Annotated in this window: 27 protein-coding genes and 1 tRNA gene; 20 read left to right on the forward strand and 8 right to left on the reverse strand. The window is 73.8% G+C overall.

Annotated features, from left to right (window positions below; all coding sequences use genetic code 11):
* Positions 1-61: 61 nt before the first annotated feature.
* Entirely contained in the window at positions 62-298 is a 237-nt protein-coding gene (locus GA0070620_RS04905) for a hypothetical protein (RefSeq protein ID WP_091588755.1), read from the reverse strand.
* A gap of 154 nt (positions 299-452) precedes the next feature.
* Here GA0070620_RS04905 and GA0070620_RS04910 point away from each other — a divergent pair, with 154 nt between their 5' ends.
* Positions 453-1610 carry a geranylgeranyl reductase family protein gene (locus GA0070620_RS04910; protein WP_091588756.1) on the forward strand — a complete coding sequence of 386 codons (1158 nt, stop codon included), beginning with the start codon at positions 453-455 and terminating at the stop codon, positions 1608-1610.
* A gap of 215 nt (positions 1611-1825) precedes the next feature.
* Positions 1826-2017 (forward strand): hypothetical protein, encoded by a 192-nt coding sequence (locus tag GA0070620_RS04915; protein ID WP_091588757.1) that lies wholly within the window; start codon positions 1826-1828, stop codon positions 2015-2017.
* Between the two features lie 106 nt (positions 2018-2123).
* On the opposite strand, the gene GA0070620_RS04920 is transcribed toward GA0070620_RS04915, so the two are convergent.
* Positions 2124-3914, reverse strand: a complete 1791-nt coding sequence (locus GA0070620_RS04920) for a bifunctional metallophosphatase/5'-nucleotidase (protein WP_091588758.1) — start codon at positions 3912-3914, stop codon at positions 2124-2126.
* A gap of 182 nt (positions 3915-4096) precedes the next feature.
* On the opposite strand from GA0070620_RS04920, the gene GA0070620_RS04925 reads away from it, so the two are divergent.
* Positions 4097-4999, forward strand: a complete 903-nt coding sequence (locus tag GA0070620_RS04925; protein WP_091588759.1) for an SDR family oxidoreductase — start codon at positions 4097-4099, stop codon at positions 4997-4999.
* A gap of 88 nt (positions 5000-5087) precedes the next feature.
* Here GA0070620_RS04925 and GA0070620_RS04930 read toward each other — a convergent pair whose 3' ends face one another.
* Positions 5088-5741, reverse strand: coding sequence for a nucleotidyl transferase AbiEii/AbiGii toxin family protein (locus GA0070620_RS04930; RefSeq protein ID WP_091588760.1), 654 nt, complete (start codon positions 5739-5741; stop codon positions 5088-5090).
* Positions 5738-6064: a hypothetical protein gene (locus tag GA0070620_RS04935; RefSeq protein ID WP_091588761.1), complete on the reverse strand. Its 327-nt coding sequence runs from the start codon at positions 6062-6064 to the stop codon at positions 5738-5740. The genes GA0070620_RS04930 and GA0070620_RS04935 overlap by 4 nt, the downstream gene beginning before the upstream one ends.
* Positions 6065-6866: 802 nt before the next feature.
* Here GA0070620_RS04935 and GA0070620_RS04940 point away from each other — a divergent pair.
* From GA0070620_RS04940 to GA0070620_RS04985, 10 genes are all read left to right on the forward strand, one after another.
* Positions 6867-7460 carry a hypothetical protein gene (locus GA0070620_RS04940; protein WP_091588753.1) on the forward strand — a complete coding sequence of 198 codons (594 nt, stop codon included), beginning with the start codon at positions 6867-6869 and terminating at the stop codon, positions 7458-7460.
* 711 nt (positions 7461-8171) lie between these two features.
* A complete protein-coding gene (fdh, locus tag GA0070620_RS04950; protein WP_269456559.1) occupies positions 8172-11441 on the forward strand; it encodes a formate dehydrogenase in 3270 nt (1089 codons plus the stop codon).
* On the forward strand, positions 11434-12480 hold the full coding sequence (locus GA0070620_RS04955; protein ID WP_091598055.1) for a 4Fe-4S dicluster domain-containing protein: 1047 nt from the start codon (positions 11434-11436) through the stop codon (positions 12478-12480). The genes fdh and GA0070620_RS04955 overlap by 8 nt, the downstream gene beginning before the upstream one ends.
* Positions 12477-13664, forward strand: coding sequence for an NrfD/PsrC family molybdoenzyme membrane anchor subunit (nrfD, locus tag GA0070620_RS04960; protein ID WP_091588763.1), 1188 nt, complete (start codon positions 12477-12479; stop codon positions 13662-13664). The genes GA0070620_RS04955 and nrfD overlap by 4 nt, the downstream gene beginning before the upstream one ends.
* Positions 13665-13732: 68 nt before the next feature.
* A tRNA-Sec gene (locus tag GA0070620_RS32595) sits at positions 13733-13828 on the forward strand.
* A 19-nt stretch (positions 13829-13847) separates the two neighbouring features.
* Positions 13848-15152: an L-seryl-tRNA(Sec) selenium transferase gene (selA, locus tag GA0070620_RS04965; protein ID WP_091588764.1), complete on the forward strand. Its 1305-nt coding sequence runs from the start codon at positions 13848-13850 to the stop codon at positions 15150-15152.
* A gap of 1 nt (position 15153) precedes the next feature.
* Positions 15154-16917: a selenocysteine-specific translation elongation factor gene (gene selB / locus GA0070620_RS04970; protein ID WP_091588765.1), complete on the forward strand. Its 1764-nt coding sequence runs from the start codon at positions 15154-15156 to the stop codon at positions 16915-16917.
* Positions 16918-16963: 46 nt separating this feature from the next.
* The gene (locus GA0070620_RS04975; protein ID WP_091588766.1) at positions 16964-17674 is read left to right on the forward strand and encodes a hypothetical protein; all 711 of its coding nucleotides are present in this window, start codon (positions 16964-16966) and stop codon (positions 17672-17674) included.
* 65 nt (positions 17675-17739) lie between these two features.
* On the forward strand, positions 17740-17937 hold the full coding sequence (locus GA0070620_RS04980) for a hypothetical protein (protein WP_091588767.1): 198 nt from the start codon (positions 17740-17742) through the stop codon (positions 17935-17937).
* Positions 17938-18011: 74 nt separating this feature from the next.
* Complete coding sequence (locus GA0070620_RS04985; protein WP_157741537.1) at positions 18012-18194, forward strand: hypothetical protein; 183 nt, start codon at positions 18012-18014, stop codon at positions 18192-18194.
* Positions 18195-18203: 9 nt separating this feature from the next.
* On the opposite strand, the gene GA0070620_RS04990 is transcribed toward GA0070620_RS04985, so the two are convergent.
* Positions 18204-18857, reverse strand: a complete 654-nt coding sequence (locus GA0070620_RS04990) for a hypothetical protein (RefSeq protein ID WP_091588769.1) — start codon at positions 18855-18857, stop codon at positions 18204-18206.
* 138 nt (positions 18858-18995) lie between these two features.
* Here GA0070620_RS04990 and GA0070620_RS04995 point away from each other — a divergent pair, with 138 nt between their 5' ends.
* Positions 18996-19202, forward strand: coding sequence for a hypothetical protein (locus GA0070620_RS04995; protein WP_091588770.1), 207 nt, complete (start codon positions 18996-18998; stop codon positions 19200-19202).
* Here GA0070620_RS04995 and GA0070620_RS05000 read toward each other — a convergent pair.
* The 3 genes from GA0070620_RS05000 to GA0070620_RS05010 all read right to left on the reverse strand — a co-directional run bounded on the left by GA0070620_RS05000 (position 19199) and on the right by GA0070620_RS05010 (position 20840).
* Entirely contained in the window at positions 19199-19675 is a 477-nt protein-coding gene (locus GA0070620_RS05000; RefSeq protein ID WP_091588771.1) for a hypothetical protein, read from the reverse strand. The genes GA0070620_RS04995 and GA0070620_RS05000 overlap by 4 nt on opposite strands.
* Positions 19672-19884, reverse strand: coding sequence for a phosphatidylethanolamine-binding protein (locus GA0070620_RS05005; RefSeq protein WP_091588772.1), 213 nt, complete (start codon positions 19882-19884; stop codon positions 19672-19674). The genes GA0070620_RS05000 and GA0070620_RS05005 overlap by 4 nt, the downstream gene beginning before the upstream one ends.
* A 74-nt stretch (positions 19885-19958) precedes the next feature.
* Positions 19959-20840, reverse strand: a complete 882-nt coding sequence (locus tag GA0070620_RS05010; protein WP_091588773.1) for a universal stress protein — start codon at positions 20838-20840, stop codon at positions 19959-19961.
* A gap of 119 nt (positions 20841-20959) precedes the next feature.
* Here GA0070620_RS05010 and GA0070620_RS05015 point away from each other — a divergent pair, with 119 nt between their 5' ends.
* The 6 genes from GA0070620_RS05015 to GA0070620_RS05040 all read left to right on the forward strand — a co-directional run bounded on the left by GA0070620_RS05015 (position 20960) and on the right by GA0070620_RS05040 (position 25690).
* Complete coding sequence (locus GA0070620_RS05015) at positions 20960-21706, forward strand: SAM-dependent methyltransferase (RefSeq protein WP_091588774.1); 747 nt, start codon at positions 20960-20962, stop codon at positions 21704-21706.
* An 89-nt stretch (positions 21707-21795) separates the two neighbouring features.
* Positions 21796-22974: a PP2C family protein-serine/threonine phosphatase gene (locus GA0070620_RS05020; RefSeq protein ID WP_091588775.1), complete on the forward strand. Its 1179-nt coding sequence runs from the start codon at positions 21796-21798 to the stop codon at positions 22972-22974.
* A 56-nt stretch (positions 22975-23030) separates the two neighbouring features.
* Positions 23031-23501, forward strand: coding sequence for a MarR family transcriptional regulator (locus GA0070620_RS05025; RefSeq protein ID WP_091598061.1), 471 nt, complete (start codon positions 23031-23033; stop codon positions 23499-23501).
* A gap of 301 nt (positions 23502-23802) precedes the next feature.
* Positions 23803-24435, forward strand: coding sequence for a CDP-alcohol phosphatidyltransferase family protein (locus GA0070620_RS05030; RefSeq protein ID WP_091588776.1), 633 nt, complete (start codon positions 23803-23805; stop codon positions 24433-24435).
* Positions 24432-25361: a DUF881 domain-containing protein gene (locus GA0070620_RS05035; RefSeq protein WP_091588777.1), complete on the forward strand. Its 930-nt coding sequence runs from the start codon at positions 24432-24434 to the stop codon at positions 25359-25361. Before GA0070620_RS05030 ends, GA0070620_RS05035 begins: the two co-directional genes overlap by 4 nt.
* The gene (locus GA0070620_RS05040; protein ID WP_091588778.1) at positions 25358-25690 is read left to right on the forward strand and encodes a small basic family protein; all 333 of its coding nucleotides are present in this window, start codon (positions 25358-25360) and stop codon (positions 25688-25690) included. Before GA0070620_RS05035 ends, GA0070620_RS05040 begins: the two co-directional genes overlap by 4 nt.
* The last annotated feature ends 6 nt before the right edge of the window (positions 25691-25696 follow it).

Here is a 25696-nt window from a genome sequence, read left to right on the forward strand (position 1 = left end):
CATGCGTTCCTGACCGCTACCCCGGTCACCGGGGGGCGAATCGTCGCGTACGTCCGCCCGGTCACGCCATCTGGCGGGCGCAGAACCGTGGTCCGAAGTCCAGCCCGGCCATCGGCGAGTCCTCCCGGTGCAGCAGGCCCTTCTCGGTGAGCTCGTGCAGCGGGGCGTGTACCTGCTCCTCGGTCAGGCGGGACTCCTCGGCGATCAGGTCCGGGTAGGGCACCTGTCCGCGTGCCTCCAGGGCCGTGACCGCCTCGTACACCCGCTGCTCGACGTCCGACAGTGGCACCTGCTGCATGCCTTCCTCCTCAGGTCGTCCGCCTCACGCAGGCGGCTGTGCTGCGCCGGTTACCCCCTGCGTGACCGAAGATGCCCACCCGATCGGGCGGTCACGGCGGACGGGTCGCCGCGCCGCCGGCCCCGCCGGCGGGACCGTGGCCTAGGCTGCTCCCGTGATCGTCTGGGATCTCGCGGTCGTCGGCGGCGGGCCCGCCGGACTCTCCGCCGCGTACGTCGCCGCCCGAGCGGGCGTCCGCACACTGGTCGTGGAGCGGGCGGAGCATCCGCGTTACAAGACGTGCGGCGGCGGGCTGATCGGCACCTCGCTGGCCGAGGTGCACGACCGGATCGAGGTGCCCGCGCACGACCGGGTGGACCGAGTGACGTTCACCTGGGACGGGCGACGCGGCTTCACCCGCCGGCACGGCGGTCCGCTGGTGACCATGGTCCGCCGCGACGAGTTCGACGACCGGCTGCGCGCGGCCGCGGTCGCCGCCGGGGCCGAGGTCCGCGAGCGGGCCACGGTCCGCGCCGTGGAGCAGGACCCCGACGGCGTACGCCTGCGGCTGTCGGACGGCACGACGGTGCACGCCCGGACGGTGATCGGGGCGGACGGCTCCTCCGGGGTGACCGCGCGGCACGTGGGCGTCCGGTACCGGCAGGTGGATCTCGGACTGGAACTGGAGCTGGAGGTGTCGCCGGAGCAGCAGGAGCGGTGGCGGCGGCACGTCCTGCTGGACTGGGGACCGCTGCCCGGGTCCTATGCGTGGGTCTTCCCCAAAGGCGACCGGTTGACTGTGGGCGTGATCGCCGGCCGGGGCGAGGGGGAGCGGACCCGGGAGTACCTGCGCCGGTTCGTCGACCGGCTCGGTCTGGCCGACGCACCGGCGGCGCACGACTCGGGGCACCTCACCCGCTGCCGGGAGGACGACGCGCCGCTGCGCCGGGGCCGGGTGCTGGTCGTCGGCGACGCCGCGGGCCTGCTGGAGCCGTGGAGCCGGGAGGGGATCAGCTACGCGCTGCGGTCCGGCGCGATGGCGGGCGCGGCCGTGGCCGAGGGTGACCTGGCGGGGTACGAGCGGGCGGTGGCCGAGCGGCTCGTCCCGTCGATGCGGGCCGGTTACCGCCTGCTGGACATCTTCGAACAGCGGCCGGAGGTGTTCCACGGGCTGGTGGCGACGCCGCCGGGCTGGCGGATGTTCGTGCGGTTCTGCCAGGGGCGGGCGAGCTTCGAGGAGACCCTGGACCGGGCACCGGCGCGCGCGGCGATGGCGCTGCTGGAGCGGCTTCCGGCGCCACGCCGCCGGGTTGCCACGCGCACCGAGGCCTGACCGCGCCGCACACTGACCGCGCTGGGCGGCGCGCCGCGGGCGGCAGGCCCGGTGGCGTCTGACCTGTTCGACTGGCGCCCGCTACCACTTAGGATCCTAGGACGCCCTAGCCGGTGTGATCCCCCGGCCACCCGGACGACCCGACCCGGGCGGCCGGGGGATGGTGGCGGGTGCCCCTCCGATTGCGAGAATGAGCGGGTCGAAGGGGGTGCCCGATGACCGACCCGCACGACGCACCGTCGTTCAGCGACGACGAGTACGCCTTCCTGCGGCACGTCCGGTTCGGTGAGCTGCCGCCGGCCGTCCGGCCGGAGGAGCGGGTCGCGTTGACCGAGACCGACCCGGACCGGGGCGCACCGCTCGACTACCCCGAACGGTGGGACCTTCGGCACGGCGGCGCCGCCTGACCGCGGCCCGCGCTCCGACCCCCAGCCGGAGGGGACCGGCACGGCCGCCGGGAAGACGGCGACGGGCCGCGGGCATGACGCCCACGGCCCGTCAGATCCGCGATGGTCAGAAGACCGGCACGCCCTCCCGCACCAGCCGCCAGTTCGGCTGGAAGAAGTCGGCCGGGTCGATGACACCCTTCTCCTGCGCCCAGTCGATGAGCAGCTGGCGGATCTCCTGCTGCTCGTTGTAGACCTGCGTCTTCACGATCCCGGGGAAGTTTCCGCCGCCGCTGCGCCGGTAGTTGTTCACCGCCACCACGAACTGCGCGTCGTCCGCGACCGGCGTGTCGGTGCCGGCGAGCACCAGGCGGGTGATCCGCTGGCCCACCGGCTTCGAGATGTCGATGTCGTAGTCGACGCCGGAGAGCGCGTCGTAGTTGTAGTCCGGCACCGACGGATCGTTGATCTGCTCCGGGTCGACCGGCGCGCCCGGCGCGAACGTCCGGAAGTACTTCGCCGAGTACTCCAGGTAGGCGCGCACCTCCGCGCCGCTGAGCACGACCGCCTCGAGGGTGTTGTCGTAGACGTACAGGCCGGCCACGTCGCGGATCTTCACGTCGCCGGACGGGAAGACCGCGGTGCGGCTGAACGGCGACGCCTGTGACAGCACCGGCAGGCTGGCGTACGCGGTGCCGGCCAGCGCCTTGGTGACCGTCTCCGCCTGGACGTGGTTGATGAAGTCGAGGATCGGCGTGTCCTTGTAGCGGGACTCGACGGTCGACATCTCCACGCTGGCCTGCGCGACGACCTGGTTCACATACGCCACGGTCTTCTGGTGCTGGGCCCGGACGGCCGCGAGGACCTTCGGGTCCTCGGCCACGGTGTTGGTGTTCAGCATCGTCGCGGACTTCTTGGTGATCTTCCACCGGCCGTGCTCGCGGGCCAGGGTGAAGTCCATGCGGGTGAGGCGCTGGCCCCACTTGGACGGCTCGGAGAGCAGCACCTGCTCGCCGGTCCGCTCGTTGGTCACGAACTTCTCGACGACCTCGTTGTGCGCGTGGCCGAAGAGGATCGCGTCGATGCCCGGCACCTGCTGGGCGATCAGCGCGACCGGGTTCTCGTTCGGCAGTTCCGGACCGTAGCTGGAGGTGCCGCTGTCGCCGCCGTGCGCGGAGATCAGCACGATGTCGGCGCCCCGGGCCCGCATGATCGGCACGTACTTCGCCGCGGTGGCGATCATGTCATCGAAGCGGAGCTTGCCCTCGACGTTGCTCCGGTCCCAGATGGCCACGCCGGGGTTGGTCAGGCCGAGGATGCCGACCCGCAGGGTCGGCGCGGCGAAACCGAGCGAGACCTTCTTGATGACGTACGGCAGGAAGGCCGGCTTCCCGGTCCGCGCGTTGACCGCGTTGGCGGCGAGGGCGGGGAACCCGAGCTGGCGGATCCACAGGTCCAGCAGGGGCAGGCCGTAGTTGAACTCGTGGTTGCCGAGGGTTACCGCGTCGTAGTCGATGATGTTCATCGCGCGGGCCATCGGGTGCTTCACGCCCGTCGAGGTGATCGGCTCCTGCTTGGCGTAGAAGGTCGCCAGCGGGGTGCCCTGGATGGTGTCGCCGGCGTCGAGGACCAGCGTGGCCTTGCCGCGCCGCTCGGCGCGGATGCGGTTGATGAGGGTCGCCAGCTTGGCGACACCGATGTCGTTCTGCTTGCTGTCGTCGTACTCCGCGTCGCGGTAGTAGTCCCAGTTGTAGACGTTGCCGTGCGTGTCGGAGGTGCCGAGCAGCGTGAGGTCCCAGGTGCGCGACCGGGCCGGGCCGGCCGCCTGGGCGGGCGCGGCGGCGACCAGCGGGGCGGTCGCGGCGGCGGCAGCGACGGCCAGCACCTGGCGGCGCGAGGCGCCGGAGGAGGAGGTCATGAGGTGCCCTTCCATGGGGGTGGCGACGCCTCGTGGGCGCCGTTGCGCACCATAACCACCGGCGGCCGGGCGCGCGACAGCGCCCCGAACTGTGCCGTCCACCGCCGTCCCGTTTCCGTACGCCGGGCGGGGGTAGGGCTGCGGGGGACCGAGACGGTGCGACGGCACGAGGGGGAGCCCCGGTGAGCGAGGACCAGTACACCCAGCAGGACCCGGCCAGCCAGTACGGCCAGCGGGAGGGACAGCCCGCCCAGCAGCAGGAGGCGCCCGGCTCCACGGGGAAGATGGGGCCGAAGCCCGACCACGGTGAGGACTCGTACCGGGGCAGCGGCCGTCTCGACGGCAAGCTCGCGGTGATCACGGGCGGTGACTCCGGCATCGGCCGCGCGGTGGCGATCGCCTTCGCCCGGGAGGGCGCCGACGTGCTGATCTCCTACCTGGGCGAGGAGGAGGAGACCGACGCCCGGGACACCGTGCGCCTCGTCGAGCAGGCCGGCCGGCGGGGGGTCGCCGTCCGGACCGACCTCACCGACGAGGGACACTGCCGTGAGCTCGTCGACCGGGCGCTGACCGACCTCGGCGGCATCGACATCCTGGTCAACAACGCGGCGTTCCAGATGTCGCAGGACAAGGGGCTCGCCGGCATCACCAGCGAGCAGTTCGACCGGGTCTTCAAGACCAATGTGTACGCCATGTTCTGGCTGTGCCGGATGGCCGTACCGCACATGCCGGAGGGGTCGGCCATCATCAACACCTCCTCCATCCAGGCGTTCGACCCGTCGCCGCAGCTGCTCGACTACGCCACCACGAAGGCCGCGATCGCCAACTTCACGAAGGCGCTGGCCCAGGACCTGGCCGGGCAGGGCATCCGGGTCAACGCCGTCGCACCCGGGCCGGTGTGGACGCCGCTCATCCCGGCGACGATGCCGCCGGACAAGGTGGAGCAGTTCGGCACCGACACCCCGATGGGCCGCCCCGGTCAGCCGGCCGAGTTGGCACCCGCGTACGTCTTCTTCGCCTCCCAGGAGTCCAGCTACGTCACGGGCGAGATCCTCGGCGTCACCGGCGGACGGCCGACGAAGTGACCGACGCCCGGCGGGCGGCGGCAGGCCGGGACCGGCAAATTCTGGGCGGGCGGGCGGTTCTCCGCCTGCCCGCCCGGCCGGGCGTCCGTCAGCGGGGCCAGGCGGCCATCCGGCGGCGGACCTCCGCGATCCGGTCGGCGTCCAGCCCGTAGCGGGCGAAGCGGCGGTCCGGCACCTCGTCCAGGTACCGGCCCGCCGCCCGCACGTCCGCCGGGTCCAGCGCCGGGTCCACCTGGCGGGCCAGCGCCAGCAGATCGGACACCGAGTAGCGGTCCAGGGCGGCCGCGACGTCGATGTAGTCGCGCACCTCCCGGCGGTTGACCAGCGCCGCCGTCTTGTTGGCGATCAGGTCACGGACGTCCATGACCGGGCCGAGGTCCATCACCACCGGGCTGCGGTACCGCTCGAGGCGGGCCAGGCTGAGCCGGATCCGCCGGCCGTCCCGACTCACCACGAAGTCGCGCAGGTCCCGGTCGAAGCCGTCGAAGAGCTCCGCCAACTCGCTGTCCGGGTCCGCGTCCGCCACCTGGTAGCCGGCCCGCTCCAACGCCGCCCGCACGCCGGCCGCCGCCGCAGCCGCCGCGCCCTCGACGTCGGCGAACAGGTCGACGTCCTCCGTCGGACGAGTGACCAGGCCGTGCGCCGCCCACGCCACCCCGCCGCCGAGCACGAAACGGTGCGGGCCCGCGGCGGTCAGCGCCACCCGGGCCACCTCCCGGTAGAAGTCGTGCAGGTGGTTCACGCGGTGCGCAGACCCCGGTGGCGACTCTCCCACGCCAGGCGTACGCCCCGCGGCAGGTTCAGCCGCCGCCACACCCGCCGCAACGTCCGCCCGTCGATCAGCTCCCGCAGGTCGTCGACGCGGGTCGTCTCCCGCAGCACGTTCTCGTACATCCAGAGCAGGTCGTCCGGGTCCGCCAGGTCGAAGGCACGCTCGGTGCTCCACATCAGGCGTACCGGTAGCTCGACGATGCCGCGCGTCGGCCCGGTCAGCTCGGCGAGGGTGCGGGCCACCACGGCGGGACGCCCAGGGCGGGCGAGGTACGCACTCGTGACGGCCGACATGCTGTCAGGGTAGCGCCAACCCCCGTTCCGTGGCGCGCGCCAACCCCGACACGTCCCACGCTCGCCGGCCGTACGGCCGGTGCGGGCGACGGGCCGTCGAGCCTGCCGAGCGTGATCGACCCCGTTTCCGTGATGTCGAGGTGTCCGGGGCGGCTCGATACCGCGATTTCCTTGACCCGGAGTGGATCAGTGCAGGCGGGGAGCGGTGCGGGGGCGCCTGGTGGGTGGCGATGATGTTTCGGGGTGGATGTCCGGGTCTGTGGTTGCGGTCGGGGTGGTCGTCGGGCCGGCCCGCGGGTCTTGGTGAGTTGTGGCCCCTCTGGGGGCCTCAATCGTCCAAGATCCGCTAGCAGTGTTCGCTCGGGCGGTGCTTGGTGGGGTGTTTGTCTGGTGCGGGTGGGTGGGGTGTCCGGGTTTGGGGGTTGGGGTCCTGTGGTCGGGGCCACGGTGAGGGCGGAATGGTGGCTTGGTCGGGGGCGTTGAATACCCCCTGACGGCCGAGGTAGGAGCCCTGGCCTGCTGGCCTTCTCGGGTTGGCGGGTGTGGGTGAGGGCCCGGAATGATGGCCCGGCCCCGGTCGTTGGACATGGACCACGCGATCGGCGGGCCCCGGAATGATGGCGGGCTGGCGGTCGTTGGAGATGGACCCGGCGCGGTGAGCCCCCGGCTCGGCCCGGTCGCCGGGACCCCCGAAGACTTTTCCCCTTTTTTTGCAGGGCGCCGGTTCTTCGGTGCCGCCCCGATACCGGCCCACCCCCAGGGTTGGTGTGGGGCTCCACCCCCGAACATTGGAGCTTCTGACATGAACACGATCATGCGTAAGAGCGTTCTTGGTATTGCTGGTCTGGCTTTCGCCGGTGGCATCGCCGGTGGTCCGATCGCCGCCCACGCCGCCACCCCCGCGGTGGACGCCAAGCCTGTCGCGGTCGTGCAGACCGACAAGAGCACGGTGGATAAGGGCAAGCTGATTCCGCACGGCACCCAGGGTGCGCAGTCGCGGATCGACCTGAACGACGAGCAGACCGGCAATGTGAAGGCGATCATCGCCGGCACGAAGAAGTCGGGTATGGACGAGCGGGCGGCGGTCATCTCGATCGCGACGAGCCTGCAGGAGTCGAAGCTGGAGAACCTGGGTCACCTGGGTGACCGCAACGACCACGACTCGCTGGGCCTGTTCCAGCAGCGTCCGTCCTCGGGTTGGGGTACGCCGGAGCAGATCACTGATCCGATCTACTCGACCCAGGCGTTCCTGAAGGGTCTGAAGCAGGTCGACGGGTGGCAGGACATGCCGCTGACCGAGGCCGCGCAGACGGTGCAGGTGTCGGCCTACCCGGACGCCTACGCCCAGTGGGAGCAGCAGGCCGCCGACCTGGTCGGCCAGCACTGGAACAGCTGACCCACCAGCACGAACCCACAGCACGAAACGCCGCTGGCCGGCACCCCGAACCCGGGGTGCCGGCCAGCGGCGTGTCCACCCCGCGCTCACACCAGGGGCGTGCTCTCCCGGCGGAGCGTGGCGGACCCGACGCCGACGGACCAGCCCGGCCGCTGGCCGCGTCCGCGCCGCCGACCAAGTCGGCCGGCGGAGGGTGGGAGCGGAGAAAAGGCGAGCATCGGTGGGTGGGAACAAGGGCGGGCGCGGGTAGGTTGTGTGCAGTGTCGGTGTGCCCAGTGTCCCCGGGCCTCACCTAATAAATGCCGTCGCGGACTACCGTTCGGCTGGAGCCGCGTTCGTGCCACTCGCCGCGAGGCGACCTGCACACCGACACCCCAGCGCCGCCCCCGACCACCCGGTCGGGGGCGGCGCTGTCTACACCGCCCCTCCCCACGCGGATCTTGGAAGACCAGCGCCCCTCCCGGGGCCACAAACCTCCAAGATCGCCGCCAGCCGCCAGCCGCCAGCCGCCAGCCGCCAGCCGCCGACCGGCCAGCCCAAGCCGCCCGCCGCCATCTGAGCGTCGGCGAGCGGGACGGCCGAGGCGGGTCGAGGCGGCGCGGGGAAGGGCGGCGGGGGAGGGCGGAAGATCCGGGTCTTGGGTCGCGGTGGAGCGTCCGCTGGCCTATGTTCAAGGGGTCGGCGTCGACGGTCGGGTGGGAGGTGTCGCGGATGGGCCTGCGGACCTTCATCGAGGGCTGGCCGGTCTACCGCCAGCTCACCGGCACCGACCCACTCGGGCGCGGCGCGGCCGCCCAATCGCCTCACTCGACGGAGCTGACCGCGCGCACCGAGACCGCCGACAGCATGGCCCGGTCCGTGTGCCCCTACTGCGCCGTCGGCTGCGGCCAGCGGATCTACGTGAAGGACGGGCAGGTCACCCAGATCGAGGGTGACCCGGACAGCCCGATCTCCCGTGGGCGGCTCTGCCCGAAGGGCGCGGCCAGCAAGAGCCTGGTCACCAGCCCGTTGCGGCAGACGAAGGTGCGCTACCGGCGGCCGTACGCGACGGAGTGGGAGGACCTGGACCTCGACGTCGCGCTCGACATGATCGCCGACCGGGTGCTCGCGGCGCGCGAGGAGACCTGGGAGGACTCCGACAGCGAGGGCCGGCCGCTCAACCGCACGCTGGGCATCTCCAGCCTGGGTGGGGCGACGCTGGACAACGAGGAGAACTACCTCATCAAGAAGCTGTTCACGGCGATGGGGGCGCTCCAGATCGAGAACCAGGCCCGTATTTGACACTCCGCCACCGTCCCCGGTCTGGGGACCAGCTTCGGTCGCGGTGGTGCGACGGACTTCCAGCAGGACCTCGCCAACGCTGACGTCATCGTCATCCAGGGCTCGAACATGGCCGAGGCCCACCCGGTGGGCTTCCAGTGGGTGATGGAGGCGAAGTCGCGGGGCGCGAAGGTCTTCCACGTGGACCCGCGGTTCACCCGGACCAGCGCGCTGGCCGACACGTACCTGCCGATCCGGGCCGGCACGGACATCGCCCTGCTCGGTGGCGTGGTGCGCTACATCCTGGAGAACGAGCTCGACTTCCGGGAGTACGTGCTGGCGTACACGAACGCGGCCACGATCGTCAGTGACCAGTTCGTCGACGCGGAGGACGCCGACGGTGTCTTCTCGGGCTTCAACCCGGAGAACGGCTCCTACGACCAGACGAGCTGGCAGTACGCGGGGCAGGAGGGCGAGTCCGGCACGACGGACACCAGCGAGGAGCGGGAGACCGCGGCCGGGCTGCGGCACGAGTCGCACGGTCGGCCGATAGAGGGTCAGGTGCGACGCGACGAGACGTTGCAGGATCCGCACTGCGTCTACCAGATCCTCAGGCGGCACTACGCCCGCTACACCCCGGAGATGGTGGAGCGGGTCTGCGGCATCCCGCAGGAGAAGTTCCTCGAGTTGGCGCGCGCCTGGACGGAGAACTCGGGCCGGGAGCGGACCGGCGTGCTGGTCTACTCGGTGGGTTGGACGCAGCACAGCGTCGGTGTGCAGTACATCCGCACCGGAGCGATCATCCAGCTGCTGCTGGGCAACGTCGGCCGCCCCGGCGGTGGTGTGTTGGCGCTGCGCGGGCACGCCAGCATCCAGGGTTCCACCGACATCCCGACGCTGTTCAACCTGCTCCCCGGCTACCTGCCGATGCCGCACCACGCCAATCACCCGACGTTCGACGCGTGGGTGGACAGCATCCGGCACCCCGGCCAGAAGGGCTTCTGGGGCAACGCCCGCTCCTACGCGGCGAGCCTGCTGAAGGCGTACTGGGGGGACGCGGCGACGCCGGAGAACGACTTCTGTTACGGCTACGTGCCCCGGATGACCGGCGACCACGGCACCTACCAGCAGGTGCTCAACATGATCGACGGCAAGGTGAAGGGCTACTTCCTGCTCGGGCAGAACCCGGCGGTCGGTTCGGCGCACGGTCGGGCCCAGCGGCTCGGCATGGCGAACCTGGACTGGTTGGTGGTCCGCGACCTGTTCATGATCGAGAGTGCGACGTTCTGGAAGAACGGGCCGGAGGTGGCCACCGGCGAGATCGCCCCGGAGCGGTGCCGCACCGAGGTGTTCTTCCTGCCCGCCGCGTCGCACGCGGAGAAGGAGGGCACCTTCACGCAGACGCAGCGCCTGCTGCAGTGGCGGGAGAAGGCCCTCGAGCCGCCGGGCGACTGCCGCTCGGAGCTGTGGTTCTTCTACCACCTGGGCCGCAAGCTGCGGGAGAAGCTGGCCGCGTCGGACAAGCCCCGCGACCGGGCGCTGCTCGACCTGGCCTGGGACTACCCCACGCACGGTCCGCTCGCCGAGCCGAACGCCGAGGCGGTGCTGCGGGAGATCAACGGGTACGACGTGGCCACCGGCCGTCCGCTGGGCGGCTTCACCGAGGCCAAGGACGACGGCTCGACGGCGATGGGCTGCTGGATCTACAGCGGGGTGTACGCCGACGGCGTGAACCAGGCCGCGCGCCGCAAGTCCCGGCACGAGCAGAACTGGGTGGCCGGTGAGTGGGGCTGGGCGTGGCCGGCGAACCGGCGCACGCTCTACAACCGCGCGTCGGCCGACCCGCAGGGGCGGCCGTGGAGCGAGCGGAAGAGGTACGTCTGGTGGGACGAGGAGAAAGGCGAGTGGACCGGCTACGACGTGCCGGACTTCGAGAAGACGAAGCCGCCGTCGTACCGGCCGGAACCGGGCACGTCCGGGCCGGCCGGCATCGCCGGTGACGACGCGTTCGTGATGCAGGGCGACGGCAAGGGCTGGCTGTACGCGCCGACCGGTGTGGTGGACGGTCCGCTGCCCACGCACTACGAGCCGGCCGAGTCGCCGCTGCGCAACCCGCTCTACCAGCAGCAGGCCAACCCGACGCGCAAGGTCTACACGCATCCGATCAACTCGGTGAACCCGAGCCCGCCGGAGGAGCACAGCAACGTCTTCCCGTACGTGTTCACGGTCAGCCGGCTCACCGAACACCACACGGCCGGGGGGATGAGCCGCAATGTGCGGCCGCTGGCCGAGCTGCAGCCGGAGATGTTCGTCGAGGTGTCGCCGGAGCTGGCCGGCCTGGTGGGGCTGCAGCACCTGGGGTGGGCGCACCTGGTCAGCGGTCGGGCGGTCATCGAGGCGAAGGTGCTGGTCACCGACCGGATGACGCCACTGTGGGTGGACGGTCGGGTGATCCACCAGGTCTGGTTGCCGTACCATTTCGGCTTCGAGGGCCTGGTGACCGGCGACTCGGCCAACGACCTGATCGGGATCACGCTCGACCCGAACGTGTTGATCCAGGAGAGCAAGGTCGGCACGTGCGACGTACGACCGGGGCGTCGACCGACCGGCCCGGCGCTGCGGGAGCTGGTCGACGACTACCGGCGGCGGGCCGGTATCACACCGGGTCGGCACTCGCCGACCGTGACGCCCGCCGACGGGGAGGGACGCGATGATTCCTGACCCGAACAGCCTCTACGGCCCGCTCGACCCGGCGCCGGAGGCGGGCTGGTCCGACGCCCCACCTCGGATGGGCTTCTTCACCGACACCAGCGTCTGCATCGGCTGTAAGGCCTGCGAGGTGGCCTGCAAGGAGTGGAACGACGTGCCCACGTCGGGGTTGGACCTGTTGGGCATGTCGTACGACAACACGGGCGCGTTGACGGCCAACTCGTGGCGGCACGTCGCGTTCATCGAGCAGCCCCGCCCGCCGGGGCAGCACCGGACCCCGACGTTCGCCGGCAACCCCACCGACGGCACGGTCAGCGCGGCCTCGGCGGCGGTCGGCGCGACCACCGGCAACCCCACCGGCACCGACCCGGGCGTGCCGCCGGGCTCACCGGAGGCGGCGGCGGCGATGGCGGCGGGGCCGGAGTTCCTCGGCATGCCGGGGTCGCAGCCGCCCGGGCGGGCCAGCGGCCCCGAGACCCGCACCGACTTCCGCTGGCTGATGATGTCCGACGTGTGCAAACACTGCACGCACGCCGCCTGCCTGGACGTGTGCCCGACGGGTTCGCTGTTCCGCACCGAGTTCGGCACGGTGGTGGTGCAGGAGGACATCTGCAACGGCTGCGGCTACTGCATCTCCGCCTGCCCCTACGGGGTGATCGACCAGCGTAAGGGCGACGGCCGGGCGTGGAAGTGCACCCTGTGCTACGACCGGTTGGACGCCGGGAAGACGCCGGCGTGCGCCCAGGCCTGCCCCACCGAGTCGATCCAGTACGGGCGTCTCGACGAGCTGCGGGAGCGGGCGGCTGCCCGGGTCGCGAAACTGCACGAGCGGGGTGTGCCGGAGGCCCGCCTCTACGGCCACGACCCGACCGACGGTGTCGGTGGGGACGGCGCGTTCTTCCTGCTGCTGGACGAGCCGGAGGTGTACGGGCTGCCGCCGGACCCGGTGGTCACCACCCGGGACCTGCCGAAGATGTGGAAGCGTGCCGGGCTGGCCGCCCTGGCCATGGCCGCGGCCACCGTGGCCGCGTTCGTCGGGAGATCGTCGTGAACCAGGACCGCCCGCCGGTCGGTGACCGGTTCCGCCGCTTCCGCGACCGCCTCGACGGTGGTCGGGGCGGCCGCGAGCGGGCCGAGGACGGCACCCACGCGAGCAGCGTGCGGCCCGACGCGCCGCTCACCGACGCGGGCGCGGCGGGTCTCGCACCGGTGCCCGGCCGGGACGCGGGACCGGGCGAGCGGGGCAGCGGGCGCCGGCGGCGTCGGGGTGGGGAGGAGCTGCGGGTCCCCGAGGCCGAGTTCGTCTCCTACTACGGCCGGCCGATCCTGAAGGCGCCGGTGTGGAAGTGGGACATCGCCGCCTACCTGTTCACCGGTGGCCTCGCGGCCGGCTCGTCGCTGCTCGCGGCGGGCGGTCAGCTCACCGGGCGGCCCGCGCTGCGCCGGTCGGGCCGGGTCGCCGCGCTCGCCGCGGTCACCGCCAGCGCCGGCTTCCTCATCCACGACCTCGGCCGGCCGGACCGGTTCCACCACATGCTGCGGGTGGCGAAGCTGACCTCACCGATGTCGGTGGGCACCTGGATCCTGACGGCGTTCGGGCCGGCCGCCGGCGTGGCTGCGGTCGCCGAGGCGGCGCCGCTGCTGCCCGACCGCGGTCTGCTCGGGCTGACCCGTCGGCTGCTGCCACCGGCCGGACACGTCGCCGGGCTGGCCGCCGCCGTCACCGCCCCGGCCCTCGCGACGTACACGGGGGTGCTGCTCGCCGACACGGCGGTGCCGTCGTGGCACGAGGCGTACCCGGAACTGCCGGTCATCTTCGCGGGCAGCGCCCTGGCCAGCGGCGCCGGCGTCGGCCTGATCTGCGCGCCCGTCGCGCAGGCCGGCCCGGCCCGGCGGATGGCGATGGCCGGCGCCGCGCTGGAGCTCACCGGGTCGCACCGCGTGGAGACCCGGTTCGGTCTGCTCGGCGAGCCGTACCGCACCGGCCGGGCGGGTCGCCTGCTCAACGCCGGGCGGGTCCTCACCGCGGCCGGGGTGGCCGGGGCGCTGCTCGGCCGTCGCAGCCGGGTGGTCTCCGTGGTCTCCGGCGCGGCCCTGCTGGTCGCCTCGGTGGCGACCCGGTTCGGTGTGTTCCACGCCGGGGTGGCCTCGGCACGGGATCCGAAGTACACGGTGGTGCCGCAGCGTGAGCGGGCGAACCGCCGGAACGCGGCCGCCGGCCCGACCCCGGACTGACGCCGGAGGTCCGAGCGGTTTTCGACCTTGTCGCGCGGCCGTCCTGACCCTGTGGTCAAATGCTCGGTGGAGGCGTTCAGGCGGCTGGTGCCCCTCCCGGTCTTCAAAACCGGTGTGGTCCGGGACCCGGGCCAGGCGGGTTCGATTCCCGTCCGTCTCCGCCAACCGCGGGGAGATGACGCGATGCGTGACGGGCAGACCGACCCGCGTCGGCGCGTGCCCCGCACCGACGTGCTGCTGGCCGACCCGAGGCTGGCCGCCGCGATCACCGCGCTGGGACGCGATCGGGTGAAGGCCGCCGTGACCGCCGCGCAGGACCGGGCCCGGCGCGGCGAGATCAGCCCGGAGGCGGTCCGGGACGCCGCCGCCGCGGCACTGCCCGCCCCGGCACCCCGCACCGTGCTCAACGCCACCGGCGTCGTGCTGCACACCAACCTGGGCCGGGCCGCGCTGTCCCGGCCGGCGGTGGCCGCGCTGATCGCCGCCGCCGGGCACACCGACGTCGAGTTGGACCTGGCCACGGGCCGGCGGGCCCGCCGGGGCCGCGACGCCCTGGACGCTCTCGCCGCCGCGGTGCCAGACGCGGCGGCGGTGCACGTGGTGAACAACGGCGCGGCGGCGCTGGTGCTCGCGGCCACCGCGCTCGCCGCCGGCCGGGAGATCGTCGTCAGCCGCGGTGAGCTGGTCGAGATCGGCGACGGCTTCCGCCTGCCCGACCTGTTGGAGAGCACCGGCGCCCGGCTGCGCGAGGTGGGCACCACCAACCGCACCAGCGTCGCCGACTACGCCGCCGCCGTCGGCCCGCGCACCGGCTTCGTGCTGAAGGTGCACCCGTCGAACTTCCGGGTCACCGGCTTCACCTCCGCCGTCGACGTGCGTGACCTCGCCACCCTCGGCGTCCCGGTGGTCGCCGACATCGGCTCCGGGCTGCTGACCCCGGATCCGCTGCTGCCCGACGAGCCGGACGCCGGCACTACCCTGCGCGCCGGCGCGCACCTGGTCACCGCCAGCGGTGACAAGCTGCTCGGCGGGCCGCAGGCCGGGCTGCTGCTCGGCGCCGCCGAGCTGGTCGAGCGGCTGCGCCGGCACCCGCTCGCCCGGGCGTTGCGGGTCGACAAGCTCACCCTCGCCGCGCTCGCGGCCACCCTGCACCGCCCGGACACGCCCACCCGGGACGCCCTGCACGCCGACCCGACGGCGCTGCAGGCCCGGGCGGAACGGCTGCGGGACCGGCTCGGCGCCGACGGCCGCAAGGCCGAGGTGGTGCCGTCGGTGGCGGTGGTCGGCGGGGGCGGCGCCCCGGGCGTCGAGTTGGACTCGTGGGCGTTGAGCCTGCCCGAGCGGTACGCGGCGCCGCTGCGCACCGGGCGGCCACCGGTGCTGGGCCGCGTCGTGCAGGGGCGGCTACTGCTCGACCTTCGCTGCGTGCCGGCGGAGGCCGACGAGGCGGTCCGCGCCGCGGTGCTGGCCGTGCCGGGGGACGACTGACGTGTGGGTCGTCGCGACCGCCGGACACGTCGACCACGGCAAGTCGACCCTGGTGCGGGCCCTGACCGGCATGGAACCGGACCGGTGGGCCGAGGAGCGCCGCCGGGGCATGACCATCGACCTCGGCTTCGCCTGGACGACGCTGCCCTCCGGCGGCACCGTCGCGTTCGTCGACGTACCCGGCCACGAACGGTTCGTGCCGAACATGCTCGCCGGCGTCGGTCCGGTGCCGGCCGCGCTGATCGTCGTCGCCGCCGACGAGGGCTGGATGCCGCAGTCCGCCGAGCACCTGGCCGCGCTCGACGCGCTCGGGGTGGCGTACGGCCTGCTCGTGGTGACCCGCGCCGACCTGGCCGACCCGGAGCCGGCGGAGGCCCGCGCCCGGGCGGAGGTCGCCGCCACCGCGCTCGGCGACGTCGAGACCGTCACGGTCAGCGCGGTGACCGGCGCCGGCCTGCCGCGGCTGCGCGCCGCCCTGGACCGGCTCGCCGCCCGACTGCCGGCGCCCGACCCGACCGGCCCGGTCCGGCTGTGGGTCGACCGCAGCTTCACCATCCGGGGCAGCGGCACCGTCGTCACCGGCACCCTCGGCGCCGGGCGGCTGCGGGTCGGCGACGAGCTGGAACTCGCGGCCACCGGGGAGACGGTGCGGGTCCGCGGCCTGCAGTCACTGGGCGTCGCCCGGCCGGAAGTGGCGGCGGTGGCCCGGGTCGCGGTGAACCTGCGCGGCACCCCCCGGGACCGGTTGGCGCGCGGTGACGCGCTGCTCGCCCCCGGCCGGTTCCGCGGCACGGACCTGGTCGACGTCCGGCTCACCGGTGACCCGGCGGCGGACCTGCCCGCCACGCTCACCTTGCACGTCGGGTCGGCCGCGGTGCCCGCCCACGTACGCCCGCTCGGCCCGGACACCGTGCGGCTGCGGCTGGCGCGGCCGCTGCCGCTGCTCGTCGGCGACCGGGCGCTGCTGCGTGACCCGGGCCGCCGGCACGTCGCCGGTGGGGTCACCGTGCTCGACGTGGCACCGCCCCCGCTCAGCCGGCGGGGCGCGGCGGCAGCCCGCGCGGCGGTGCTCGCCGTGCTGGACGGCCGGCCCGACCTGGCCGGGGAGCTGCGCCGTCGGCACCTGATCCGCGCCGAGGACCTGATCCGGATGGGCGTGCCGGTGGCGGGCACGCCGGTGGCGGGGGACTGGTTGGCCGACCCGGACCACTGGGCGCGGCTCGGCGCCCGACTGGTCGAGGAGGTGGCCCGGCACGCCCGGGAACACCCCCTGGAGCCCGGTACGCCCGTGGAGACGCTGCGACAGCGGCTCGGCCTGCCCGACCGGGCTCTGGTCGAGGCGCTGGTCCGGGCGCCGCTTCGGGTCCACGCCGGTCGGGTCACCGCGGCCGCCCGCGACAGCCTTCCCGAGCCGGTGGCTCGCGCGGTGCGGCGGATCCGTGCGGAGTACGGCGACCGCCCGTTCCGGGCGCCGGAGGCCGACCGCCTGGCCGACCTGGGCCTGGGGCCGCGGGAGATCGGCGCGGCCGTCCGCGCCGGCGCGCTGCTCAAGCTCGCCGAGAACGTGGTGCTGCTGCCCGATGCCCTCGACGACGCCGTGCGGGTGCTGGCCGGGCTGCCGCAGCCGTTCACCCTGTCGGCGGCCCGGCAGGCCCTCGACACCACCCGGCGGGTCGCGGTGCCGCTGCTGGAGTTGCTGGACCGGCGGGGCGCCACCCGCCGGCTGCCCGACGACGCGCGGGTCGTGGTCACCGCCCAGCCCTGACGCGCCCGGGGCGGCGCCGGTTGCGGCGACGTGCGATCGTGCCGGCATGACCAGCCAACGGGTGCGGACCCTGGGACGCCGTCTGCCGGCGCTGACCGCCGTGGGCCTGCCGTGGGCGCTGCTGCTGCTGTGGCTGCTGTGGGCCGGTCTGGCGTGGTGGTCGGCGCCCCGCGAGGTGCCGGTGGACGAACTGGACCGGGACCTCGCGGCCGGGCGGGTCATCACGTTCCAACGGACCGACGGTTGGAACGACGACGCCCTGTGGGGCGACGCGCCCGAGCCCCGCTACGGCGCCGACCAGGGCGGGGTCGTCGCGTGGACGCTGCCGAACGGGCAGGTCCGGTACACGTACGACGGCGGACCGCAGGGCTGGTCCGACCCGGGGCCGTCCGCCCGGGACGCCCGGCTGACCGCGACTGCCCAGGTGTGGCGGGCCGACGGGGCTCCGGCGCACCGGGTGAGCGACGCGGCGGTCCTGACGGCGATGGCGATCGGGCTTATCTGGCTGTTCGTGCTCGTCAACGGGCGGCCACCGCGTGTCGGCACCCGCTGGTACTGGTTCTGGGTCGGGCTGCTGCCCTTCGGGGTCGGTGTGTTGGCCTGGGTCTACCGGGAACGCTGGCGGCCGGCCCCGGAGCGGGCCGCTCGGCACTCCGGGTGGTGGGGGCTCTGCGTGCTGATTCTCGGCGCCATCGGGCTGTCCGTGCTGGTCGCCGGGCTGCGGGCGCTGCTCGGCGGAACGGTCGTGCCGGGTTAGGGCCCGCCGGCACCGCCCCGTGCGAACGTCGCCGGGCACCCGCTGTCGTCACCTACGGTGACGGCATGGACCCTTCCGCGGTCTGGCGGGACAAGCAGCACAAGTGGCGGATCGAGGCGTACCGGGCTCCGGACCTGCGGTTCGCCATCTTCGCCACCAACGGCACCACCGAGTCGGCGCCGCTGTGGCTGTTCGGAATGGCGGCGCTGGCCCGCTGGCTGATGACCCACGCCATCTCCCTCGACGATCTGGAGGTCGACTGAGGCCGTAACCCGGACGGGGGACAGGAGGGCGGAAACGGCCCGCCACGGCCGCGCGCGCTCGTAGCGTGCGATACGTGAAGGACCGAGGTGTACGGACGTTTCTGACGGTGCTCGCCGGTCTCGCGGTGATCTACTTCGGCACGACCGGACGGGACCCCGACGAGGGCCGCGGGCTCACCGGTGGACTGGTGCTGCTGGCGGTGCTCGCTTCGCTGCTGGTGTGGCACCTGACCAAGCCGGGTCAGCCGGCGAAGTAGCGGCGCGGCTCAGCGGGCGGCGGCGACCCGGGTGACGTCGCCGGCGGACTCCTCGCCGAGCGCCACCCGCACCAACGCCGACGCGAGCCGGCCGAAGTCCGCACCGCGCACGAGCTGGGCCAGCCGGTCCGGTGACCCGGGCAGGCCGAGGCGCTCCGCGCCGGCGAGGGCCCGCCGGTCCGCGAACGGCCGCAGGTCCGTCCACACGGTCTGCGCCTCGCGCAGGAAGATGTCCGCCCCGGTCGGGCCGATCCCGGGGAACTCGGTCAGCCGGCGGCGCAGCCCGGCCGGTTCGCCGCCCGCGTCGCGGTGCAGCCGGCGCAGGTCCCCGTGCCAGCGGTCCAGGCAGAGCCGGGCGCCGGTGCCGAGCATCGTGGCGGTGCGCTCGTCGTAGCGGCGGTAGTGGCCGCGGCCCAGCGCGTCGACCCGCTGCTGCCAGGTCGCCGCCTCCATCGCCTGCGGGGTCCGGTAACCGGCCGCGAACAGCTCCCGCGCGGCCGCCACCGCCACCGACGCCCGGATCCGGGTGCTCAACAGAGTCGTCAGCACGAGCAGCTGATAGAGCGGCCCCGGCCGGTCGGCGAGCCGGATCCCGGCCTCCTCGGCGTACGTCCGTCCCTGACGGTCCAGCAGGACCCGCGTCACCGCCCGTTGGTCGCCCACGTCCGGGATGTACCCGCCCGCCGGCCGGCTAGCCCTGATCGGGCCCGTACGTCGGGGCGGATTGGCCGGGATGGCGGCGGGTAACCGGCCCGGGAGGCGGTCGATGCCGTGAGCCGTCCACCCGGAGGGGAGACACCGATGGTGAATCCGCAGCAGGAGGAGTTCCGCCGCAACAACAAGGGCGCGACCAGCCAGGACAGCAAGGGCCCGACGCCGACCGGCCACCCGCTCAACCGTGGCTCGTCGCGCGGGGACCAGGGTCGACCGGTGCCGAAGGGGCAGGTCTCGCCGTACGGCCCGGCGGGTGAGCCGCTGGCCGACGACGAGAGCGACGCCCGGGGCTAGCCCCGACGCTTCGCGGGTGGCCGCAGCCGGTTCCACGTGGCTGCGGCCACCACGCCGTACACCAGGTGCGGCACGATGTCGGCCAGCCAGTCGGAGCGCCGCCACGTCCGCGGGTCGGTGACCCGAAGCACGGTCAGCGAACCGTCGGTCATCGTCATCGCGCCCGCGCCGAGCAGCCCGCCGGCGGCGGCCAGCGGCTGCCGTCGGCCCCGCGCCAGCAGCGCGAAGCCGACGCCGACGCCGATGCCGGTGGCGTACCCCAGCAGGGCACCCAGCCCGGTGCGGCGGTTCGTCGCCTTCGGCGCCGGCCCCAGGTCCAGGTGCGCGGCACCGGCGAGCCGCCCGGCGGCCTCGTCGGGGGTGCTGCTGGACGGGCGGGCGCGCAGCGCCATGTCCAGGTAGGTGACGACGTTCAACGCGGTGGTGCCGACGGCGCCCGCGATGGCGCCGTCGGTCACGTCGCTGGCCCTCACTTCGGGTCGCCCGGTTCGCGTTCGCCCTTGGGGCCGTACGTCCGTTCCCCACGGACCACCCCGCGCTGGCCCCGGTCCTCCTGCAGGATCCGGTTCGCGACCTGGTTCGCCCGGCCGTCGGGCACTCGCCGTCCGGAGTCGTCGATCGCGTTGCGCAGTCGCGCCCGCTGCTTGTCGTACGCGTTGCTGCCCGGCCGTGGTCCTGGCATCTCTGCCTCCTCCGGTCGCTGTCGCCGATGGCGTACCGGGGGCGTCTACCCGCTGCCGCGCGGGTCAACCGTGCTCAGCGCGGCGCCCGCACCACCGCCACCGGACAGTCCGCGTGGTGCAGCACCGACTGGCTCACCGACCCCAGCAGCAACCCGGTGAACTCGCCCCGCCCCTGACCGCCGACCACCACCAGCCGGGCCCGCTTCGAGGCCTCGGCGAGGACCCGTCCGGGCCGGCCGTGCACCGCCTCCCGGGTCAGGGGCAGGTCGGGGTAGCGCTCACCCAGCCCGGCGAGCGACTCGGCGAGCACCTGCTCCTCGTCCGTCCGCAACTGCGCCTCGTCGTAGACCAGGGGCTGCATGTCGCCGGGGCCGGTGGACACCGGGTGACGGTAGGCGTGCAGCGCGAGCAGCGGAGCGTCGTGGGCGGCGGCGGTCTCGGCGGCGAACTCGATCGCCAGCGTGGACAGCTCCGACCCGTCGACCCCCACGACCACGGGCCCGTCGTCGCGCACCGTGCCGCGGGCGACCAGCACCGGGCAGTCGGCGTACGACGCGACCTGGATCGCCACCGAGCCGACGACCAGCGCCGAGAACCCGCCCAGCCCCCGGTCGCCGAGCACGATCATCGCGGCGGTGGGCGACTCGCCGAGCAGCACGGCGGCGGCCTCCCCGTCGATGATCTCGCCGGAGACCCGTACGCCGGGCGCGGTGGCCCGGGCCTCGTCGACGGCGGCCTCCACGACCTGCTCGGCCTGGCTGCGCAGCCCGCCGCCGGGCGGCCCGTCCGGTGGCGGGGTGACCGGGACGCGCAGCAGCGGCCAGATGAACCCGTGCACCACCCGCAGTGGCCGGTGCCGGCGGACCGCCTCGGCGGCGGCGAGGCGTACCGCGCGCAGGGACGGATCGGACCCGTCCACGCCGACCACGACCGCCGCGCCGTTCGCCGAGTTCACCGCCCCACCTCCCGCCCACTGTGGCCAGTATCGCGGCCGGGTCGGTGCCGCCGGGGCGATACCGTCCAGGACGCCCGGTCGGTACGCTGGCCACGACCGCCGGGGAGGGAGCGTCGTCGATGGTTGAGCCCGACCAGCCGAGCACCGCACGGATGATCGACTTCTGGCTCGGCGGGGAGCACCACTTTCCCGTCGACGTGGCCGCCGCGCGAGCCTTCGAGCAGGCGTACGGGCCGTGCGCCCCGATCTTCCGCGCGCTGCGCGGGTTCCTCGGCCGTGCCGTGCGGTCGATCGCCGAGCGGGGTGTGGACGGTTTCCTGGTGTTCGGCGCGGGGGTGCCCACGATGGGCAACGTGCACGAGGTGGCGAGCGAGGCGACGGTGCTCTACACCGACGTCGACCCGGTGACGATCCGGCTCGGCCAGCGCATCCTGGCCGGCAGCGACCGGGCCGGTTACGGCTACGGCGACGCGACCGACGTGGGCACCGTGGACCCGGCGCAGCTGCACCGCTTCGTGCCGGGGTGGGGGAGGCGGCCGGTGGGGGTGGTGTTCCTCGGGCTCGCCGCGTTCCTCGACGACGACACGCTGGCCCGTACCCTCGACGAGTTGTACGCGGCGGCCGCGCCGGGTAGCTGCCTCGCGATCGACTTCGACACCGAGGAGTTGGCCGGCTACCCGGAGGCGCTGGCGATGATGGGCCCGGCGTTCCGGATGCGTCCGCCGTCGGCGTTCCGCCCGCTGCTGGGCCGGTGGGAGCCGACCGACGACGGCATCGTCCCGGTCACCCGCTGGCGCGCCGAGGGCCCGGCGCCGGACCTGCCGGACGCGTTCCACGGCGGTGTCGCGGTGCGCGGGGAGGACTAGCGCGCGGCGCGGCGGGCACCGCACCGTCCGGCCGTGGTACGCCCTCCGTATGATGCTTGCCCTACAGCAAGTTTCTCGGAGGAACAACCATGGTGGACCGGCCCGATCCGGTGTCACGCACGCTCCGCGCCGCTCCGCCCGACCAGCTCGCGGAGGCCGCCGACCGGGCGATCCGGTCGACGCTGGGCGCCACCCGGACCGACGTGTTCATCGCCGACTACCGGATCAGCGGGTTGTGGCCGGTGCTCGACCCGGAGCCGACGGTGGCCGGGTCCCTCACCGGCGCCGGCGGGCTCCAGCGCTGCTTCAGCAGTCAACAGCCGGTGCGCGACGCCGCCGACGACGGCCGGTGCCGGCTGTTCCTGCCGTTGTCGGTGTGGGGCGAGCGCCTCGGCGTCCTCATGATCGAGCTGCCCGGCGTGCCGGACGGGGTCACCGAGGAGCGGGCCGCCGACATCGCCGGCGACCTGGCGGTGGCGCTGCGCGCGGCCGACCGGGAGACCGACCGCTACCGCCGGGCCCGGCGCCGGGAACGGCTCACCATGGCCGCCGAGATGCAGTGGGAGCTGCTGCCCGGGCGCAGCGTCACGCACCAGACGTTCCACCTCGCCGGCCAGCTCGAACCGGCGTACACGGTGGGTGGCGACCACTTCGACTGGTCCGTCGACGGTGACCGGTTGACGGTGACGGTGCTCAACGGGGACGGCAACGGACTGGCCGCCTCGTTGCTGACCGCCGTGGCGGTCAACGCGATGCGCAACGCGCGCCGCTCCGGTGGGGGCCTGGTCGAGCAGGCGGAGCTGGCCTCGGACACGCTCTACTACCAGCACCGCGGCGAGCGGTACGTGGCGACGCTGCTGCTGGAGCTGGACACCCGCACCGGGCGGGTGCGGGCGGTGGACGCGGGCTCCCCGCACGTCCTGCGCGTCCGCGGCGGGACCGTCGAGCCGATCACGCTCGACCAGCAGCTCCCGTTGGGCATGTTCGCGGAGGCACGCTACGACCTGCAGGAGTTCACGCTGGCCCCGGGCGACCGGCTCTTCGTCGTCAGCGACGGGGTGTGGGCGGCCGAGCCGGAGGGCCAGGAGCCGTACGGGGAGCGGGCGATGGCGCGCGCGATGCGGTCCACGCGGTTACAGCCGGCCGCCGAGGCGGTTGGTACGGTGATGCGCGAACTGCACGCCTACCACGCGGACAGCGATCTCCGCGACGACGCGGTCGTGGTCTGCCTGGACTGGCACGGTTCCCGTGGCCGGGTCGGCGGATGAGAGGTGACGCCGTCACCCGGGTCGGGCACGAGCGGGACGACGGCAGGGGACAGCGGGTGGAACGACATCCGGATCTCGCCGCGGCGATCGGCGCGGCCGCCGAGGCGCTGATCGGCGTGCTGGACGCGGCCGCCTCCCGGCACCACGTCTCGGTCTCTCCGACGCAGCTGAGGGTGCTGGCGTTGATCCGGAGCCGGCCGGAGACGAACGTCAACCGGCTGGCCGAGCTGCTGAAGGTGGTGCCGTCCTCGGCGAGCCGGCTGTGTGACCGGTTGGAGGCGACGGGGCTGCTGCGGCGGATGGCGGATCCGCGCGACCGGCGCGAGGTGCGGCTGCGGCTCACCGCGACGGCGGAGCAGCTGCTGCAGGACATCGCCGAGCGGCGCCACCGGGCGGTGCAGTCGGTGCTCGACCGCATGCCGGCGCGTACGCAGCACGAGCTGCTGCTGGCCCTGCTGGCGTTCGGGCAGGCCGCCACCGCGCCGGCCGGCGAGCCGCAGGCCGATCCGACGGCCCGCACGGCCTGATCGCGACGTGCCGTTCACTTCGACTAGTGTCCTAGGATGCCCTACGGGTGGTGACTCTCGCCACAACCGGTGCGGCGCACCGGAACCCGGGAGTCAGGGCACGAGCAGGTCGACGACGGCCCGATATAGTGGCAGCGCAACTCGTCCGGCCCGCGATCGTCGATCGTGGGCCGACTTCAGGCGAAGGTCCCGTTCGGCGGGGCCGCAGGGGGCGCCGGCGATGGCCGGCCCGACAGCGCGCACGTCCCTCCGCGCCGCCCGAGAACGGCTGGGCGTCCGGTCGTGCCGCGGAGGAGGTTCGGTGTCGCGTCGGCCGGCTGGGGCAGATCGTCCGGAGGCCACCGGCGGGGTCGCGACGGGGGACCGGGTGCTCACCGTGCCCAACCTGATCAGCTTCCTGCGCCTGCTCGGTGTCCCGCTGTTCCTCTATCTCCTCCTGGGAGCCCACGCGGACGTCGCCGCGGTGGTGGTGCTCGCCGTGGGCGGCACGACAGACTGGGTGGACGGCTGGGTCGCCCGGCGCCTGGGCCAGGTGAGCCGGCTGGGTGAGCTCCTCGACCCGCTCGCCGATCGCCTCTACATCCTCGCCACGCTGGTCGCGTTCACCGCGCGGGACGTGGTGCCGTGGCAGTTCACGGCGGCCCTGCTGGCGCGGGAGCTGCTGCTGCTCGGCTCGCTCGGGGTGCTGCGGCGCTTCGGGTACGGCCCGCCGCCGGTGCACTACGTGGGCAAGACCGCCACGTTCCTGCTGCTCGCCGCGTTCCCGACCCTGCTGCTCGCGGCCGCCGCCCCGGGGGCCGCCGACGTCGCCGGCGCGATCGGCTGGGCGCTGGCGTGGTGGGGTCTGGTGCTCTACTGGGTGGCCGGCGCCATGTACGTGGTCCAGGCGGCGCGGCTCGTGCGCGCGGCCCGGAGCGCCGGGGCCTCGGCATGACCGAACGCGACGAGCGCGAGCGCCCCACGCGGGTGTACGCGCCGGACTTCCTCACGGAGCTGTTCCGCAACCCGCTCGACCCGGGCTACGCCGACGCGGCGGCCCGGCGGCGGGAGGACCCTCCGCCGGCGTGGCGGGCCCGGTCGGCGCGGACGGTCACCGTGGTGGTGCTGCTGGTGCTGGGCTTCCTCCTGGCGGTGGCGTACCGGCAGACGTTGGAGGACGAGCCGGGGCGTGCGCAGGCCCGGTCGGGGCTGGTGACCCAGATCAAGGAGCGGGAGGCGGCGACCGACGAGTTGTCGGCGCGCGCGGACCGGCTGCGGGCGGAGGTGAGCCGGCAGCGGGACGCGGCGTTGAGCGACTCCGCCGCGGCGCGGCTGCGGGACCTGGAGGCGGGCACCGGGATGGGCCGGGTCCGTGGTGACGGGGTGGTCGTGCGGTTGGCGGACGCCCCCGGCCAGGCGGACGCGGTGACCGGTGCGGGCGTGGGGCCGTCCCGGGTGCTCTACAGCGACCTGCAGGGGGTGGCCAACGCCCTGTGGAGCGCCGGCGCGGAGGCGGTGGCGATCAACGGTCAGCGGTTGACGGCGACGTCGACGATCCGGTTCGCGGGCGAGGCGATCCTGGTCGACTTCCGCCCGGTGACCGGGCCGTACGAGGTCGCGGCGATCGGGCCGGGGTCGATGAAGCGCCGGTTCGAGCAGAGTCGCAGCGCGGAGTTGATGCGGGAGGTGGCCGACAAGACCGGCCTGTCGTTCGGTGTGCGGGAGGCCGACGACCTCACCCTGCCGTCCGCTCCCGAGCCGCAGCTACGCTACGCGGAGCCGCCGGTCAGTCCGAGCCCCGCGCCGTCGGGTGGCCGGTCGGCGAGTCCCGGGTCGTCCGGTTCCGGGACGTCCCCCAGCCCCTCCGGAGGTGGTCGATGATCGCGGTGCTGGCGCTGCTCGCCGGTGTGGTTCTCGGGGTGTGGCTCGATCCCACCGTGCCCGCGGCGTTGCAGCCCTATCTGCCGATCGCCGTGGTGGCCGCGTTGGACGCGGTGTTCGGTGGGGTGCGGGCGAAGCTCGACCGGATCTTCGACGACAAGCAGTTCGTGGTGTCGTTCATCTCGAACGTTCTGGTGGCGGCTCTGATCGTGTACCTGGGTGACCAGTTGGGCGTGGGTGGTCAGCTGTCCACGGGTGTGGTGGTCGTGCTCGGGGTGCGGATCTTCGGGAACGTGGCGGCCATTCGCCGGCACCTGTTCCGGGCGTAGGTTGGT

It is taken from the genome of Micromonospora krabiensis (assembly GCF_900091425.1).
GTDB lineage: Bacteria > Actinomycetota > Actinomycetes > Mycobacteriales > Micromonosporaceae > Micromonospora > Micromonospora krabiensis.

What these genes read in the sequence shown, in the direction of transcription:
- GA0070620_RS05035 (WP_091588777.1), top strand. Translation starts at nt 24,432, where the DNA reads ATGACCGAACGCGACGAGCGCGAGCGCCCCACGCGGGTGTACGCGCCG.
- GA0070620_RS05015 (WP_091588774.1), top strand. Translation starts at nt 20,960, where the DNA reads ATGGTTGAGCCCGACCAGCCGAGCACCGCACGGATGATCGACTTCTGG.
- GA0070620_RS04980 (WP_091588767.1), top strand. Translation starts at nt 17,740, where the DNA reads ATGGACCCTTCCGCGGTCTGGCGGGACAAGCAGCACAAGTGGCGGATC.
- GA0070620_RS04920 (WP_091588758.1), bottom strand. Translation starts at nt 3,914, where the DNA reads ATGACCTCCTCCTCCGGCGCCTCGCGCCGCCAGGTGCTGGCCGTCGCT.
- GA0070620_RS04905 (WP_091588755.1), bottom strand. Translation starts at nt 298, where the DNA reads ATGCAGCAGGTGCCACTGTCGGACGTCGAGCAGCGGGTGTACGAGGCG.
- GA0070620_RS05005 (WP_091588772.1), bottom strand. Translation starts at nt 19,884, where the DNA reads ATGCCAGGACCACGGCCGGGCAGCAACGCGTACGACAAGCAGCGGGCG.
- selA (WP_091588764.1), top strand. Translation starts at nt 13,848, where the DNA reads ATGCGTGACGGGCAGACCGACCCGCGTCGGCGCGTGCCCCGCACCGAC.
- GA0070620_RS04975 (WP_091588766.1), top strand. Translation starts at nt 16,964, where the DNA reads ATGACCAGCCAACGGGTGCGGACCCTGGGACGCCGTCTGCCGGCGCTG.
- GA0070620_RS05020 (WP_091588775.1), top strand. Translation starts at nt 21,796, where the DNA reads ATGGTGGACCGGCCCGATCCGGTGTCACGCACGCTCCGCGCCGCTCCG.
- GA0070620_RS04940 (WP_091588753.1), top strand. Translation starts at nt 6,867, where the DNA reads ATGAACACGATCATGCGTAAGAGCGTTCTTGGTATTGCTGGTCTGGCT.
- GA0070620_RS04915 (WP_091588757.1), top strand. Translation starts at nt 1,826, where the DNA reads ATGACCGACCCGCACGACGCACCGTCGTTCAGCGACGACGAGTACGCC.
- GA0070620_RS04995 (WP_091588770.1), top strand. Translation starts at nt 18,996, where the DNA reads ATGGTGAATCCGCAGCAGGAGGAGTTCCGCCGCAACAACAAGGGCGCG.
- GA0070620_RS04935 (WP_091588761.1), bottom strand. Translation starts at nt 6,064, where the DNA reads ATGTCGGCCGTCACGAGTGCGTACCTCGCCCGCCCTGGGCGTCCCGCC.
- GA0070620_RS05040 (WP_091588778.1), top strand. Translation starts at nt 25,358, where the DNA reads ATGATCGCGGTGCTGGCGCTGCTCGCCGGTGTGGTTCTCGGGGTGTGG.